Origin of the sequence: Pseudomonas sp. M30-35 (assembly GCF_002163625.1) — a bacterium.
GTDB lineage: Bacteria > Pseudomonadota > Gammaproteobacteria > Pseudomonadales > Pseudomonadaceae > Aquipseudomonas.
The window spans coordinates 1,244,484-1,259,046 of the sequence record NZ_CP020892.1; the positions used below are offsets into that span (position 1 = coordinate 1,244,484).

The following is a 14,563-nucleotide window of genomic DNA, read 5'->3' on the forward strand; positions in this document are numbered from 1 at the left end:
GGTGAGCTGCGCCACGGTCGTCCGTGGCTGAGTGTCTGCTGTAAACCTATTCGCCGCGCTAGTCCGGCTTTGTCGTCGAAGGTTTTTCAGGGGGGTGTAAGCATTGCCCTGAACGACTTTGGCAAAGGGTAAACAACCATAGGCGTAGGCGAGCCTTGATCAGTTCCATATCAATATCTCGGCAGGTGTTGGGTTGTAGGCATTGCATGGGTTGTTGAGTTGCGGGCAGTTGGAGATCAATACGATGATGTCCATCTCTGCGCGCAACTCGACATACTTGCCGGCTGCGGAAATACCGTCTTCAAAGGTCAAGCCACCTTGTGGTGTGACCGGCACGTTCATGAAGAAGTTGATGTTGGCGCTGATGTCGGCTTTATTCAGACGTCCGTCGTGCAGGCAAGCGCGCAGGAAGTTGTCGCGGCAGCTGTGCATGTAGCGTTTGTCGAGGGCGTAACGCACGGTGTTGCTTTCTTGTGCGCAAGCGCCGCCGAGGGTGTCGTGACGGCCGCAGGTGTCGGCCGTGATGGTCAGCATTGGCTGACCTAGGTTGGAGTACAACACGGTGCCGGTGGTCAAGTAGACGCGGTTCTGTTTGCGTAGCGTGCGCTGCACGTCATAACGCTCACGCGGATTGCGCGCGCTGTAGAACAAGGTATCGACCGCTTGATTACCTTCCAGGTCGAGCAAACGCAGAGTTTGTCCGGCTTTGACTTCAGTCATAAACGGCTCGCCAGCGCCAATTTGTGCACGGAAGACGGCCGCCTCGGGATGATTGTCGCTGTGTATCAGACTGTTTGGATATTCAGACATGGGCCGCTCCTCAGATGTAAAGACGTTCAGTGTTGTGGAAGGCGCGTGCGTTTTCTTCGCGCGAGGTGCGGCACAGCACGCTGATACCGTCGCTTTCGACCTTGTGCCAGCTCAGCTGTAACGGCTTCGGTGCGTAGTTCGGGTTAGGGTCCATCGGGTGTTGCAGTGCGGTGAGCGCCACTAAAGTGTCCATCGGCGCATAGAGCTCGATGTAATCGCCCGCTTGCGAATTGTCCGGTTCAAAGTGGAAGCAGCCATCGCTGTCGACCTCAACCCGGCTGAACAGGTTGAGACACATCAGCAGGTCTTGCAGGTTGAGATTCCACTTACCCATCTCAACCAATAAGTTGTCTACGCCATTGCGATAAAAGCTGTTGCGCAAGGTTTGGTAGCTGCCTTCACCGTATTTCTCGGCCACTTCCTGAGCATTTAGCACACCGCCAAAACTGTCGTGCCAGCCGCAGGTGTCGGCGGTGATGGCAGCCAGCACCCGGCCCATATCCGAGTACAGGCAATGGCCGCTAGTGAGCTTGGCGGTGTGTTGGCCTTTGAGCGAGTCCGGCAAGCTCAAGCGTTCGCTTTTCTCATTGGCATTGAGCAGAATCAGGCTGGCATTGGCATTGCCTTCAAGGTCGGTGATCCGCAGTAATTGGCCACGCTTGAGGACAAAGGAAGTGTGTCCGCCACCGGGAATAAGTTCTTCGTAGAGGGACGGTCGAAAGGTTAATGAGGCAGTCATCAAAAACTCCTTAGACAGCAGGTTGCAGGCTGGCTGCAACGTGCGCAGGTAGCTCATCGAACGCTGCGCGGTTGGCGCGGCGTTCGTGGTTAAGTGGAATGTCGTAGGTAATACGTGCGCCAAAGGCATTCGGTGCATGCGGGTCTATGCGGGTTTTGTCGAACACCAGCAGGCGTGTGCCCAGGCTGAAACCTTCCGAGAGGTCATGGGTGACCATGAATACGGTGAGTTTGATCTCGTTCCACAACTCCAGCAGCAGGCCGTGCATGTCTTTGCGGATGCCGGGGTCTAGCGCGCCGAAGGGTTCATCGAGCAGCAATATTCGCGGTTTCATGATCAAGGCTTGAGCAATCGCCAAGCGTTGTTGCATGCCGCCTGAGAGCTGGCTTGGGTATTTGTCCAGCGCATGGCCCAAACCAACCTTGGTCAGCAACTCGGCAGCTTGTTCACGTGCTTCGCGCTTGGCATTGCCAAATAGGCGCCCGAGCACGGGGGATTGCAACAACTCCAGACCGATCGCTACGTTGTCCAGCACGCTAAGGTGCGCAAACACCGAGTAGCGTTGAAAGACCACGCCGCGGCTTGCATCCGGTTCGCCTGCCAAGGGCTTGCCTGCGAGCAGGATTTGTCCTTTGCTCGGCCGTTCTTGGCCGAGCAGTAAGCGCAGGAAAGTTGATTTGCCGCAGCCTGATGCTCCGACTAAAGTGCAGAACTCACCTTCGCTGATCGACAGGTCAAGTCGCTCAAGCACGACTTGGTCGGCGTATTGCTGCCAGACGTTATTCACTTCAATAAAGCTGTTCTGGTTGGCCTGGGTCATGCTTTGGCTCCTTCGTACCACGGGAATGCCAAGCGCGCGATCTGGCGAAGACCCAGGTCCATCAACCATGCAAGGAGAGTGATCCAGATGACATACGGCACGATCACATCCATGGCTAGATAACGGCGTACCAGAAATATTCGATAACCTAGCCCGTCGGTGCTGGCGATGGCTTCGGCGGCGATCAGAAACAGCCACGCAGAGCCAAGAACCAAGCGCAACGCAATCAACAGGCGTGGCAGCAAATGCGGCAAGACTACGCGCAGCATCAACGTCCAGGTATTGGCGCCGAGGGTTTGGGCCTTGATCAGTAGTTCAGTTGGAATTTCTCGGGCACGTTGTTCAAGGTCGCGGGCCAGTACCGGGGTGATGCCAATGACGATCAGCATCACTTTGGATAGCTCGCCTAAACCAAAGACGATGAATAAAATCGGCAGAATCGCCAGTGGAGGCACCATCGACAGCACCGTGAACAGCGGCGACAACGGTGCGCTGAACAACGGTAGAGTACCGGCGGCAATCCCCAGGCACAGGCCAACCACCGCGGCGATGCCGAGGCCCATGCCTAAGCGCTTCAAGCTCGATAAGGTATCTTGCCAGAACAGGTAATTGCCGCTGCGTTTGTCTTCGGTAAAAGCTAGGCGATCAACCGCCGCGGCCATCTGCGTGGCGCTGGGCAGTAACTTGTCGTTTGGGTTTTCCGCCAGGCGATTGGCCGAGCCGACAAAGTAGGCGAACAGCAGTAGCGCGAAAGGCAATAGCACCAGCATCAATCGACCGGTTCTGTCTGGGTGACGGTTGATTAAGCGCATTAAGTCATCCCGTATAAGGTGATGCGTCTGCGGCTCGGCAAGCTAGAGTCCGAGCCACAGTTGCGATTGCTGTTACAGGCTGTTGTCTGCCGCCATTTGCATAAAGCTTGGGTCAAAGCGCAGCTTGATATTGTTCTTGTCACCGGTGCTAACGCCCTTGGCGAAGCTCATACCGACTGCTTCGGCAGATTGCGCACCTTCACCGAGCAAGCCATGGCTGAACGAGAACTCAGCCACTTTGCTCATGGTCGCTGGCAGCTTCGGGCTATTGGCGAAGGCCACTGCGTCGCTGGCGTTGTAGAACATTTTGGTTGCAGCAAGCTGTGATTCGTAACCGGCCAAGTCCGTGCCAGAGGCTTTAGCCATGCTTTCGCGTGCGGCTTTGCCTTCGGTGGTATCGGCGCTCATGGTGGCCATCACTTCATACCAAGCGCCGGTCAGTGCTTTGCCGAAGTTAGGGTTGTCTTTCAGGGTGTCGCTGTTGACCACCATCAAATCGATGATCTCGCCTGGAATCTTGCTTGAGTCAAAGACTTTGGTGACATTGGGCGTGGCTTCAATTTCAGCCAGCAGAGGGTTCCAGGTGGTGACGGCTTTTACGTCATCGGTCTGGAAGGCTGCCACCATATCGGCGTCTGAAGTGTTGACCACTTTGAGGTCTTTCTCGCTGAGATCGGCGCGTTCTAGGCCGCGTGCCAGCAAGTAGTGCGAAACTGACAATTCAACCAGATTGACCGGCATGCCTTTGAGGTCCGCCAAGGTTTTGTTGGCGCCCTTGATCACCACACCATCGTTGCCGTTGGAAAAGTCGCCGATGACCAATGCTGTGGTGTCAACGCCACCTGCCGCAGGAATGGTAAGTGCGTCCATGTTGGTCATGGTGCAGCCGTCAAACTGGCCAGCGGTGTACTGGTTGATGGATTCGACGTAATCGTTGATCTGCACCACATCAATATTGATGTCGTATTTCTTCGCCCACTTGTCGACGATGCCCTGTGCCTTGGCATATTCCCAAGGCATCCAGCCAGCGTAAATGGTCCAGCACACACTGAAGTTGTCTTTCTGAGCGGCGGGAGCATTGATGCTGATCGCGACAGCTAAACCAGCAGCCATTAGGGAGAACAGACGGGGTGTACGCATGTGGAACCTCCAGTTCGAAATTGGGCGGGCAGGAGTTCGCGGCGGATCCTCAAATGAGGCGCGTTCTCCCGGGCTTTTATCCCGCCGTGTAACCTCACTGGAGGTCGCCAACTCTCGGACCAGCCACTCATCGAACTATCGGTGAGCCGGAACCCTAGTCAGCCATTTGCAAATTGTCAGCCGCGTCCCCGTTGCGCATCTCGCTACCGGGGTTGTCCTGCTTCAAGTTAGTTAAAGCGAACATCGTGCCAGTTGAGCTGAGGCTTCTAGAGCGGGGGATTGCGGATTGATGCTGGTGCCCGAAATGACTTATTGCATCGCAATGGTGCGGTTATTGATGTGAGTGCTGCGATGCGGGGCGTTGCATGCTCAGTCGACTGGGTCGTTATCGCTCATCAGGGCTAATGTACGGGCCACTGCAACAGCAATGAACATTACCCCGGCGAAGGCCTCCGCACCGGCTAGCAGGCGCGCTCCCGGGGCTAATGCATGTATGTCTCCGTAACCAACGGTGGTCAGGGTGACCAGGCTGTAGTAAACGAAATCATGCAGTTCTAAGGGGCCATGCTCACTCCAGAATGCATTGGGCACAAAGCCGTTAATGACGTGGAATGCAGCAGCGAAGGCCAGCGCGAGTTGCAGATACAGGGCGGTCAGGCCGTAGAGCAGTTCCTGGGTAACCGGGCGTTGGTGAATTACCCGATTGAAGAGTGCATATACAACCAGCATGTAAAAGGCGATCAAGCCAAAGCCATCACTGAGCGCGCTGGGTATAACGATGTACTTTTCCAGAAAAAACAGGATCAGGTTCACTATGCCTAAGGTCAGCGCAATTCTCAGCAATGCGCCTTTGTGACGCAGGGTGTTCATGGCGGATAGTACTAACAGTGAAAAAGCGGTCCACTTCAACGCTAAACCTGGGGCGGGCCAACCGCTGACGCAGGTAAGTAAGACGCTACTGGCAAACAACAGGCGAAATCGGTAGCGCAGTAAAAAGGTGTTGATCACTGATATATCCTTGGGCAAAAGTCTGACTGAGCTGAGTAGTCATACAGTATATAAGGATATTTGCTGACGAGTTCTGTCGTTGAATCACAGAACTCGTCTGGCTGCGTTTAATCGATAAACAGTTGCTGGATTACCGAGAAGTCCTGTTTGCCTTTGCCCTGTTTGAGCAACATGCGATAGAGCTGTAGGGCCAGTGCTCCCATTGGTGCGCTATTGCCAAAGTGCTGCGCTGTTTCCTGGGCAAGGCCAAGGTCCTTGGCCATCAATTCAGCCATAAAACCACCGCTGTAACCCTTGCTTGCCGGGGCATTTTCCATGACTCCAGGCCATGGGTTGTATTTCTCCAGGGTCCAGTTTCCGCCGGAGCTTTGGCGCATGACTTCGGCCAGCACGGCTGGGTCAAGTCCGTTGGCAACGCCCATCGCCATTGCTTCTGCAGTGGCGATCATCTGCACCGCCAGCACTTGGTTGTTGCACACCTTGGCCACCTGGCCGGCGCCGTCGGGACCCGCATGGAAAATATTTTTACCCATCAGCTCAAAGATCGGACGTGCTTGTTCAACGTACTTCGCTTGACCGCCAATCATAAAGGTCAACGTGCCTGCCGCTGCACCTGCTGTCCCGCCTGAAACCGGCGCATCAAGCATGTAGATATCACGCTCAGCTGCGGCTTGGTGCACCCTGCGTGCTGTCTCCGGGGCGATGGTTGAACATTCCAGAACCAAGGTGCCGGACGGCAGGCTGGCCAATAAGCCTGACTGCCCCAGATACAAGCCCTCAACGTGACGACTGGCGGGCAGCATACTGATGACAGTTTCTGCACCTAGCACAGCGTCATGCGCGCTTTGTGCCGCTGTCGCACCTTCCTTGGCCAGCGCGGCAACTGCATCCTCAACCAAGTCGAAGACGCGCAAGGAGTGTCCTGCGCGGAGCAGGTTGCGGGCCATTGGCAGGCCCATATTGCCGAGACCGATAAAGGCGATAGTTGTCATTGTTATTTTCCTTATCTGTTAAATACGGCTTCTAGAGATCGGCCAGTGGGTGCTCGCCCTGCCAGACCGGTTCAAAGTGCGCGGCGATGGTTTCTTCGCTGATGCCAGCGATGTTCGGCCAGTGCCATTTCGGTGCTTGATCTTTGTCGATCAGACGGGCGCGCACACCTTCGGGAAACTCCGGGTGGCGGCAGCAGTTCAAACTCATGGCGTATTCCATGCGAAACACATCTGCCAGTGACAGGTGCTTGGCGCGGGCAATTTGCTCCCAGACCAAATGCGCAGTCAGCGGGCAGCCGCTAGACAGTGTTTTGGCCGCGCGGGCGAGCAGTTTGTCGTCATCATCATGCAGCTCAATCAAGGCGTTGTAAGCGCTTACGAGATCGGCATGGTCGAGCAATTGGTCGATCCGCGAGCGTCGCGGTAACCACTGCGCCTCAGGCATTTCTGCAATGGCTTGTTGTTCAAGCGCTTTGAGCAGGCTGTGCAATTGCACTTCAGGCTGGATTTGCCAGTTGAGTTGGACCAAACCTTCGAGTAGCTCATCTTGCTGGCTGTCGAGCAAGAAACGATCAGCCAAATCAAGGTCCAGGGCATCACGCGCATTCATACTGCTGGCGGTCAGACCCAGGAACAGGCCTAGCGCCCCTGGCATTCTCGCGAGGAACCAGCTGCCACCAACGTCAGGGTACAAACCGATATTGATTTCAGGCATGCCCAAGCGGCTGGAGGGGGTGACGATACGCGTGCTGGCGCCCTGCATCAGGCCCATGCCGCCGCCCAGAACATGCCCATGTGCCCAGCAGATAAAGGGTTTGGGGAAGGTGTGAATACGGTGATCGAGACGGTATTCATCGGCGAAAAAGCGCCGTGCCAACGGAGGCACTTCGTTGGGATGAGCGCGGCACTCCTCAACCAATTGCACCACATCACCACCGGCGCAGAACGCTTTGGGGCCATTGCCGCGCAGCATTACACAGGCGATCCGCGGATTGTCAGCCCACGCTGCGAGTTTGCTGTCGAGCGCTTCAATCATCGGCAGCGTCAGGGCGTTGAGGCTTTTTTCTGCATTGAGACTGGCGACGCCAACACTCACGCCGTGCAGGCAAGGGATCTCTTCAAAAGTAACGTTCATTAGTTTTCCATTCTGGTCTTAACGATTACGCCATTGCGGGTCACGTTTTTCGAGAAATGCATTAACCCCTTCGCGTGTGTCGTCGGCATCGAACAGGTCGACAAAACGCTCACGCTCCTCAGGTAGCCAGGTATTTGGATTGCGTTCGCGCGCGCCCTGCAGCAAGGGTTTGATGGTGCGCACAGCAACAGGGCTTTGGCGCGCGACCTTGGATGCCAGGAGCAGGGCGTGGTTGCGTGCTTCACCGGTCTCGACCACTTGCTCAACCAGGCCGATGCGCAACGCAGTGCTGGCATCAACCCGCTCACCGCAGAGAATCATGCGTTTGGCCCAGCCTTCACCTATCAGCCAAGGCAACGCCTGAGTACCACCAGCGCAGGGCAGCAAGCCAACGGTTGCTTCTGGCAGCGCCATAAAGGCTTGCTCTTCAGCGATACGAATGTCGCAGGCTAGAGCGCACTCAAGGCCGCCGCCCATGGCAAAGCCGTTGATAGCCGCAATCGAGACGCCACGAAAGTCACGCAAGGCTTCAAATGCCTGACCAAATAAACGCGCCATTTCACGGGCGCGGGCCTTGTCACCATCGGCAAACAGTTTGAGGTCGGCGCCAGCCGAGAAGAACTTGCCTCCTTGACCGGTGATTACCAGCGCGTAAATGTCGTCGTCACGGTTGAGGTGTTCAACCAGTTGCTTGAGCCCAATCAACGATTCGCGATCCCAGGTATTGGCGGGAGGATGGTTGATGGTGATCAATGCGGTGTGAGCGTGCTTTTCGACCGTGAGTTTGTGGGTCAGGTCAAAGGCGCTTGGGTTGTAGGGTTCTACTGCGGTTGTCATAAAACTCCTCCTTGGGAACCTCTGAAAAACTACTGCGCTAGGTATTGCTGGGGCAGCCCGTGCTGTGTTGAAAAGCTGCTCAAAATGCTCATTTAGGACAACTAAAGTCGAGCGCGACCCCGGTCGCTTTTTCGCATCTTTTCGCCTTGTACTCCCGTCGCTCGCTACCTTTTTCAGAGGTTCCTTACTTGTTTTACAGCAGGTGATCAAGCATGCCATCTTGCTGCAAAAGTCGGCGGGCGATGATGACCCGCATGATTTCATTGGTGCCTTCGAGTATTTGATGCACGCGGCTGTCACGCACCCAGCGCTCCAACGGGTAGTCGTTTAGATAACCATAGCCGCCGTGGATTTGCAGCGCCTCGTTACACAGGGTGAAACAATGGTCGGTGGCAAAGCGTTTGGCCATCGCGCAATAGAGGCTGGCTTCGCCGTGCTGGTTATCCAGCTTGTAGGCGGCCATGCGCACCATTTGCCGGCTGGCGGTAAGGTCTGTGAGCATGTCCGCCAACTTGAATTGCACGGACTGAAAGTCGCTCAACGATTGGCCAAATTGCTTGCGTTCTTCAACATAGCGCAACGTGTGTTCGAGTGCTGCCTGCGCGGCGCCCAGCGAGCAACTGGCGATGTTGATACGGCCGCCATCGAGCCCTTTCATTGCGTAGACAAAGCCTTGGCCTTCGGGGCCGATGCGGTTGCCTACGGGGATGCGCACATTGGCAAAGGTGATGGTTCGAGTCGGTTGTGCGCACCAACCCATTTTCAGCTCATTGCGCCCGTAAGTGATACCGTCCGTGTCAGCCGGGACCAGAAAGCATGAGATGCCTTTGGCGCCCTCTTCACCGGTGCGGGCCATGACGATAAGTACTTCGGTCGCACCGGCGCCGGAGATAAAACATTTGCTGCCATCAAGCACATAGGCGTCGCCGTCGAGCCTGGCGCGGGTGCGTAAGTTGGCGGCATCAGAGCCTGCATCAGGCTCGGTCAAACAATATGAAGCCAACAGTTCGCCGCTAATCAAGCCTGGCAGCCATGTGTCTTTCAGGGCTTGTTCGGCGAACGAAGCGAGCATCCATGTCGCCATGTTGTGGATGCTGATAAAAGCCGTGGTGGCGACGCAGCCTGCGGCTAACTGTTCAAATATCAGCGCCGATGACAGGCGCGACAGGCCAAGCCCGCCGTTGTCTTCATCAATGTACAGCCCGAGAAAGCCTTGCTCTGCCGACTTGCGGATAACATCGACTGGAAAGTGGTGGTCACGGTCCCAATCGGCTGCAAGTGGGGCCAGTTCTATGCGTGCAAATGCTTGTGCGCTGGCGACCAGTAAACGCTGTTCGTCGCTTAAGTCAAAATCCATAGCTCGTCCTTTTCGCCGCAGTGAAACAGGCGTTCAAACCGGGTGAATACGCGCTGTGCGCAGGGTACTCACCCGCCGCGCATTATTTCAGTTGGATCGTCATGTTGTGGCTGGCCACTGAGTCTTCATCAAACCAGCGACTGGTGACAGTCTTGGTCTCAGTGAAAAAACGCACACCCTGTTTACCGTAGGCGTGCAGGTCGCCGTAGAACGAGCCTTTCCAGCCGGTAAACGAGAAGAACGGCAGCGGCACGGGAACCGGGACATTGATCCCGACTTGACCTACTTCAACTGCATGTTGGTAACGCCGAGCGGCGCCGCCGGAACGGGTGAAAATCGAGGTGCCGTTACCGTATGGACTGGCGTTGACCAACTCAATGGCTTCCTCCAGCGTATCGACCTGCATGCACACCAGCACGGGGCCAAAAATTTCTTCACGGTACAACGCCATTTTCTGGGTTACGCCGCTAAACAACGTCGGCCCGACCCAGTTGCCATTTGGATAGCCTTGCACCTGACATTGCGAACCATCAAGCAAGCATTCAGCGCCTTCAGCTTTACCTTCGGCAATCAGGCGCAAGACTCGCTGTTTGGCTTGCTGGTTGATCAGCGGTCCGTAGGCAGCAGAGGCATCATTCCAGTAGCCGGGTTTGAGTTCGGCCATTTGATCGCGTAACTCGTTGATCCACTGATTCGACTCGCCGACAAATACCGCCACGCTGATCGCCATGCACCGCTGGCCCGCGGCGCCGCAACTGGCGCCGAGCAAATTGCTCAAGACTTGATCTTTGTTGGCGTCGGGCATGATCACCATATGGTTTTTCGCCCCGGCGAAGGCTTGTACCCGTTTGAGGTGCGCGGTGCCGGTGCGATAGACATGCTGACCAACCGGGACTGAGCCGACGAATGAAATAGCGCGAACATCAGGGTGCGTCAGCAGGCTGTCGACCACTTCGCGAGCACCATGCAGCACTTGCAGAACGCCTTTGGGCGCGCCCGCTTCGATAAACAGTTCAGCCAGACGGTTGGGCGTCAGTGGGTCTTGCTCAGAGGGTTTGAGGATAAAGCTGTTGCCGGCAGCAATGGCCAGCGGGAACATCCACAGCGGAATCATCGCTGGAAAATTGAATGGGGTAATCCCCACACATACGCCCAGCGGCTGAATCCAGCTCGCGGTATCGATATCGCGGGCAACGTTTTCGGCGGTTTCACCCATCATCAGGCTGGATATATTGGCGGCTTGTTCGACCACCTCGATACCGCGCCAGACGTCACCTTTGGCATCGGCAAAGGTCTTGCCTGTTTCTTGCGCGAGAATTTCGGCGAGCTCGTCGTGATGCTCCTTGAGCAGGTGCTGATAGCGCAACATGACCCGCGCACGCTCAGGCACTGGTACTTCACGCCAGGTCAGGAAGGCCGCTTTGGCGCTGGCTATAGCCGTCTCGATATCTTCAGCGGTGGCTTTGGGAGCAAGCGCCAGCACCTCTTGGGTTGCTGGGTCGGTGACTTCGATAAATTCGCTGGTGCGACTTTGACGCCACTCGCCTTCGATCAACTGGGGAATTGTCTTGGACATTTTTGCCTCCGTTGAAGCCCTCGATTTCGCGGCTAAGTTTCGCGCAGCTAATTTAGGGGCTGATTGTTATTTTCATCTGTTATAGCGCTTGTGTTGAGACTTGTGGATTGACGATCTTGTCAGGTGGATGGACTATCTTGGGTTATGTTGTTGGTTTGATGACAGGGGAATTGCCCGCGGGCTGAGCCATATCCGATGAGTAGCCAAGTCGAAACCTCCAGTTGGCCGTTGCCTGCCAATGGTCTGCGCTTTATCACGCCGCCACGCTTGCGCAGAGTTATGGCGCGCACTGCGCTGACTCAAGGGTGCTATCCGTTAGCCCTTGGTTTTTATCCCAATGCCTTGAATCATCGTATGCAGCGTTCGGATTCAGATGACTATCTGCTGATCTATTGCCGCTCGGGGCAGGGCTGGCTTGAAACGAGCGATGGACGATTGGATGTTGCGGGTGGTGATTTGTTGTTATTGCCCAAAGGCCAATGGCATGCCTACGGAGCTGATCGCGATAAGCCGTGGACTATCTACTGGATTCATTTTGATGGTGAGCTGGTCAGCGATTTTTTACGCCCGCTGGGCAAGGGCCCACTGTGGCGAATCGGCGTGCAGCCGCGGCTGTTGGCGGAGCTGGATGCACTGCTGAACTTGCGCAAACAGGGTCTGAGCCTGCGTCACTTTATCTATGCGGCGCATCAGCTTCAGGCGTTGCTCGCCTCATTGGCCGTGTTGCCAGCACGGGTTAAATTGAAGTCTGGCCGGGTGCTGGATGTCGATGCGGTGCAAGCGGTGATGCGTGCGCACCTGCATGGCAGCCTTAATCTGGATGAGCTGGCCGCACAGTTCAAACTGTCGCGCTTTCATTTTGCCAAGACCTACCGGGCTCTGACCGGGCAAGCGCCGATTCAGGAATTTATCCAGCTCAAAATAGCCCACGCCTGTCGCCTTCTTGATGAGGGCGAGCAAAGCATTAGCCAGGTCGCCGAGCAACTCGGCTATGAAGACGTGTATTACTTCTCGCGGCTATTTCGCAAGGTCGTCGGTATGGCCCCCAGTCATTACCGCGCGCTGCATCAGGGCTGATACGCGCAGCCTAGATGCGAGCGATGGTGGCAAGCCCGGTGGCGACCATTTTCTGTTTACCGTCGAGCACGGCAAAAACATCTGCACGCGTCACCACTTGGCGTTTGCCGGCTTTGATCACATCACTGCGGCAAATTAATTTCTCGCCCAGCGCTGGTGCGAGCATGTTGACCTTGTATTCGCTGGTCACCACGTCACCGACCATCGAGGCTGCCGCCCACGCGCAGGCGCTGTCGATCATAAAGCCGATCACCGCGCCGTGGACGAAACCGTGATGCTGAGTCAGTTCTTTGCGTGGCACCACCTCCATCTCGATCGAACCCGCGCTGTAATGGGTGAGGCTAAAGCCGATAAGTTGCGCAAAGGGTGATTTATCCAACGCTTGTTCAAGCTGGTCACGGCTGAAAAGTGGCTCGGACGGTGTGTGCAGCACGTTTGATTCGGCATCTATCTCGGTTGAGCTGTTCATACGCTTTGTCCTCGGCGATGGACTTTCAGTCTTGGCCGGTTAATAGCCGCTCACAAGCTGTATCCACGGCTGTGATGCAGGCTCATTAGTCGCTGCCTTGACTTGCCTGCGGGGGTTCTCTAGCGTGCGTCCTTGGATTTTATTCTTCGTATTTTGTTGGGCATGAAGGTGCATATGACCGCAAGTGATCGCATCAAACTTGAAGCTGGCTGGAAAGCGGCGCTGAGTGATGAGTTTGAACAACCCTACATGAAGCAATTGGGGGATTTTTTGCGCGCCGAAAAAGCGGCAGGTAAAGAGATTTATCCGCCGGGGTCGATGATTTTCAATGCCTTCAACTCGACGCCGCTGGCTCAGGTCAAAGTCGTCATCATCGGCCAGGACCCTTACCACGGGCCGGGGCAGGCACATGGCATGTGCTTCTCGGTGCAGCCGGGCATCGCCACGCCGCCATCCTTGCTGAATATCTATAAAGAGCTCAAGCGCGACCTGAATATCGATATTCCCCAGCACGGTTATTTGCAGTCATGGGCCGAGCAGGGCGTGTTGCTGCTCAACACCTCGCTCACAGTAGAGCGCGCCAACGCGGGTTCGCATGCCAAGAAAGGCTGGCAGTTTTTTACCGATAAGGTGATTGAGACGGTCAGCAGCCATCAGCAGCATGTGGTGTTTATGCTCTGGGGCGCCCATGCGCAGAGTAAAGAGAAGTTGATTGATAGCACCAAACACCTGGTTTTGCGCTCGGTGCACCCTTCGCCTTTGTCGGCGTATCGCGGCTTTATTGGCAACGGCCACTTCACCCGTGCCAATAAATTTCTCCAGCAACACGAGTTGCAAGGGATCAACTGGATGCTACCAGCAGTAGTTGAACCCCTGAGCTGAACTGTTGCGGTAGATTACGGCGCGGCAGGAATACACACTTGTTTCGCCAGTTGCTCCTGAAACATATTCAGGCGTTTGCTGATGTTCGCGTGCTGTTCATCGTTCGCTTGGCTAACCAGCTCGCTGAATAAATTGGCGAGCGCCTCCTGGGCCTTTGGGTAAACCTGCTTATAGTCGGCGGTGTAGAAGTCCTCACGCGACTCCAACAATGGTTGCAGACGCGCGGCAAAGGCTTCTGTGTGACGAACCTCAAGCGCGCTATGCAGCGCACTCTGCCATGCTGCGCGGTTGCCGAGCCATATGCGGTTTTGCTGGCCAAGGCTGGCTGACCAAGCATCGATACGCTTGATCTGTTCTGGACTCAAGTGACCAAACCAGGGCTCGAGACGTTCTTGCATGCGCGTGCTGCGCTCACTGACTTGGGTCGCAAGCGGTGGTTCGATAAATTCTTCTCGATCTTCCTGGTTTTGCTCGTCCAGGGTTTCATACAAACCTGCGACTTGCTGGTCTGACAGGCTGCTGAGTAGTTGGGTGGCCGTTGGGGTTATTTTTCTGGCTATGCGCTTGAGGGCGCTATTGACCTGATTGATTTGTAGGCTGATGGCTTCGCTGCTGGGCGCGGGTTGTTTAAGCAACAGCTGGTTTTGTTCCAGCCAACTGATGGTGTTGGGCAATTCTGCGCTGCAATGCCAGTTCAGCAGAGTTTGCAGCTGTGGTTCGAGCAGGTCTTTTTGTTCGGAGGTAAGATTGAGTGCGTCATCAATCTTCCACATCAACCACCAGTCCATGTGTTTGTACGAGAAACCGACCATGCTGCACGCACTTAGCGTGAGGCAGAGTAAGCCTGCGCCAATCAGACCTTTGAGTTTCTTGTTCGACCCCATCATTAAACCTGCCTCAGTCTTTAAC

General features: G+C 55.6%; 15 protein-coding genes and 1 riboswitch. Of the genes, 2 read left to right on the forward strand and 13 right to left on the reverse strand.

Annotation, left to right across the window (positions count from 1 at the left end; genetic code table 11):
* Nucleotides 1–159: 159 nt before the first annotated feature.
* The 11 genes from B9K09_RS05805 to B9K09_RS05855 form a co-directional block, all read right to left on the reverse strand.
* Entirely contained in the window at nt 160–810 is a 651-nt protein-coding gene (locus B9K09_RS05805; RefSeq protein WP_087515918.1) for an urea amidolyase associated protein UAAP2, read from the reverse strand.
* 10 nt (nt 811–820) lie between these two features.
* Nucleotides 821–1,549: an urea amidolyase associated protein UAAP1 gene (locus B9K09_RS05810; protein ID WP_087515919.1), complete on the reverse strand. Its 729-nt coding sequence runs from the start codon at nt 1,547–1,549 to the stop codon at nt 821–823.
* Nucleotides 1,550–1,559: 10 nt separating this feature from the next.
* A complete protein-coding gene (locus B9K09_RS05815) occupies nt 1,560–2,369 on the reverse strand; it encodes an ABC transporter ATP-binding protein (protein ID WP_087515920.1) in 810 nt (269 codons plus the stop codon).
* Nucleotides 2,366–3,181 (reverse strand): ABC transporter permease, encoded by an 816-nt coding sequence (locus B9K09_RS05820; protein ID WP_087515921.1) that lies wholly within the window; start codon nt 3,179–3,181, stop codon nt 2,366–2,368. The genes B9K09_RS05815 and B9K09_RS05820 overlap by 4 nt, the downstream gene beginning before the upstream one ends.
* Before the next feature lie 72 nt (nt 3,182–3,253).
* Nucleotides 3,254–4,321, reverse strand: coding sequence for a putative urea ABC transporter substrate-binding protein (locus tag B9K09_RS05825; protein WP_087515922.1), 1,068 nt, complete (start codon nt 4,319–4,321; stop codon nt 3,254–3,256).
* A gap of 63 nt (nt 4,322–4,384) precedes the next feature.
* Nucleotides 4,385–4,490: riboswitch (guanidine-I (ykkC/yxkD leader) on the reverse strand.
* Nucleotides 4,491–4,690: 200 nt separating this feature from the next.
* The gene (locus tag B9K09_RS22665; RefSeq protein WP_177408640.1) at nt 4,691–5,329 is read right to left on the reverse strand and encodes a potassium channel family protein; all 639 of its coding nucleotides are present in this window, start codon (nt 5,327–5,329) and stop codon (nt 4,691–4,693) included.
* A 107-nt stretch (nt 5,330–5,436) separates the two neighbouring features.
* Nucleotides 5,437–6,321 carry a 3-hydroxyisobutyrate dehydrogenase gene (gene mmsB / locus B9K09_RS05835; RefSeq protein ID WP_087515923.1) on the reverse strand — a complete coding sequence of 295 codons (885 nt, stop codon included), beginning with the start codon at nt 6,319–6,321 and terminating at the stop codon, nt 5,437–5,439.
* Between the two features lie 31 nt (nt 6,322–6,352).
* Nucleotides 6,353–7,456 (reverse strand): enoyl-CoA hydratase/isomerase family protein, encoded by a 1,104-nt coding sequence (locus B9K09_RS05840; RefSeq protein WP_087515924.1) that lies wholly within the window; start codon nt 7,454–7,456, stop codon nt 6,353–6,355.
* 18 nt (nt 7,457–7,474) lie between these two features.
* Nucleotides 7,475–8,293, reverse strand: a complete 819-nt coding sequence (locus tag B9K09_RS05845; protein ID WP_087515925.1) for an enoyl-CoA hydratase — start codon at nt 8,291–8,293, stop codon at nt 7,475–7,477.
* Between the two features lie 193 nt (nt 8,294–8,486).
* Nucleotides 8,487–9,650 (reverse strand): isobutyryl-CoA dehydrogenase, encoded by a 1,164-nt coding sequence (locus B9K09_RS05850; RefSeq protein WP_087515926.1) that lies wholly within the window; start codon nt 9,648–9,650, stop codon nt 8,487–8,489.
* Between the two features lie 82 nt (nt 9,651–9,732).
* Entirely contained in the window at nt 9,733–11,226 is a 1,494-nt protein-coding gene (locus B9K09_RS05855) for a CoA-acylating methylmalonate-semialdehyde dehydrogenase (protein WP_087515927.1), read from the reverse strand.
* Between the two features lie 195 nt (nt 11,227–11,421).
* Between B9K09_RS05855 and B9K09_RS05860 the strand changes: the two genes are divergently transcribed.
* Nucleotides 11,422–12,303 (forward strand): AraC family transcriptional regulator, encoded by an 882-nt coding sequence (locus B9K09_RS05860; RefSeq protein WP_087515928.1) that lies wholly within the window; start codon nt 11,422–11,424, stop codon nt 12,301–12,303.
* Between the two features lie 10 nt (nt 12,304–12,313).
* Here B9K09_RS05860 and B9K09_RS05865 read toward each other — a convergent pair whose 3' ends face one another.
* Nucleotides 12,314–12,772, reverse strand: coding sequence for a PaaI family thioesterase (locus B9K09_RS05865; protein WP_087515929.1), 459 nt, complete (start codon nt 12,770–12,772; stop codon nt 12,314–12,316).
* Nucleotides 12,773–12,946: 174 nt separating this feature from the next.
* Here B9K09_RS05865 and ung point away from each other — a divergent pair, with 174 nt between their 5' ends.
* The gene (gene ung / locus B9K09_RS05870; protein ID WP_087515930.1) at nt 12,947–13,654 is read left to right on the forward strand and encodes a uracil-DNA glycosylase; all 708 of its coding nucleotides are present in this window, start codon (nt 12,947–12,949) and stop codon (nt 13,652–13,654) included.
* Between the two features lie 14 nt (nt 13,655–13,668).
* On the opposite strand, the gene B9K09_RS05875 is transcribed toward ung, so the two are convergent.
* Nucleotides 13,669–14,541, reverse strand: a complete 873-nt coding sequence (locus tag B9K09_RS05875; protein WP_087515931.1) for a DUF6279 family lipoprotein — start codon at nt 14,539–14,541, stop codon at nt 13,669–13,671.
* Nucleotides 14,542–14,563 lie beyond the last annotated feature (22 nt).

Excerpts from the sequence above, each read along its gene's own strand:
- B9K09_RS05850 (WP_087515926.1), bottom strand. The coding sequence starts at position 9,650 with ATGGATTTTGACTTAAGCGACGAACAGCGTTTACTGGTCGCCAGCGCA.
- B9K09_RS05825 (WP_087515922.1), bottom strand. The coding sequence starts at position 4,321 with ATGCGTACACCCCGTCTGTTCTCCCTAATGGCTGCTGGTTTAGCTGTC.
- B9K09_RS05865 (WP_087515929.1), bottom strand. The coding sequence starts at position 12,772 with ATGAACAGCTCAACCGAGATAGATGCCGAATCAAACGTGCTGCACACA.
- B9K09_RS05820 (WP_087515921.1), bottom strand. The coding sequence starts at position 3,181 with ATGCGCTTAATCAACCGTCACCCAGACAGAACCGGTCGATTGATGCTG.
- B9K09_RS05805 (WP_087515918.1), bottom strand. The coding sequence starts at position 810 with ATGTCTGAATATCCAAACAGTCTGATACACAGCGACAATCATCCCGAG.
- B9K09_RS05840 (WP_087515924.1), bottom strand. The coding sequence starts at position 7,456 with ATGAACGTTACTTTTGAAGAGATCCCTTGCCTGCACGGCGTGAGTGTT.
- B9K09_RS05860 (WP_087515928.1), top strand. The coding sequence starts at position 11,422 with ATGAGTAGCCAAGTCGAAACCTCCAGTTGGCCGTTGCCTGCCAATGGT.
- B9K09_RS05815 (WP_087515920.1), bottom strand. The coding sequence starts at position 2,369 with ATGACCCAGGCCAACCAGAACAGCTTTATTGAAGTGAATAACGTCTGG.
- B9K09_RS05875 (WP_087515931.1), bottom strand. The coding sequence starts at position 14,541 with ATGATGGGGTCGAACAAGAAACTCAAAGGTCTGATTGGCGCAGGCTTA.
- B9K09_RS05810 (WP_087515919.1), bottom strand. The coding sequence starts at position 1,549 with ATGACTGCCTCATTAACCTTTCGACCGTCCCTCTACGAAGAACTTATT.
- B9K09_RS05855 (WP_087515927.1), bottom strand. The coding sequence starts at position 11,226 with ATGTCCAAGACAATTCCCCAGTTGATCGAAGGCGAGTGGCGTCAAAGT.
- B9K09_RS05845 (WP_087515925.1), bottom strand. The coding sequence starts at position 8,293 with ATGACAACCGCAGTAGAACCCTACAACCCAAGCGCCTTTGACCTGACC.
- mmsB (WP_087515923.1), bottom strand. The coding sequence starts at position 6,321 with ATGACAACTATCGCCTTTATCGGTCTCGGCAATATGGGCCTGCCAATG.
- ung (WP_087515930.1), top strand. The coding sequence starts at position 12,947 with ATGACCGCAAGTGATCGCATCAAACTTGAAGCTGGCTGGAAAGCGGCG.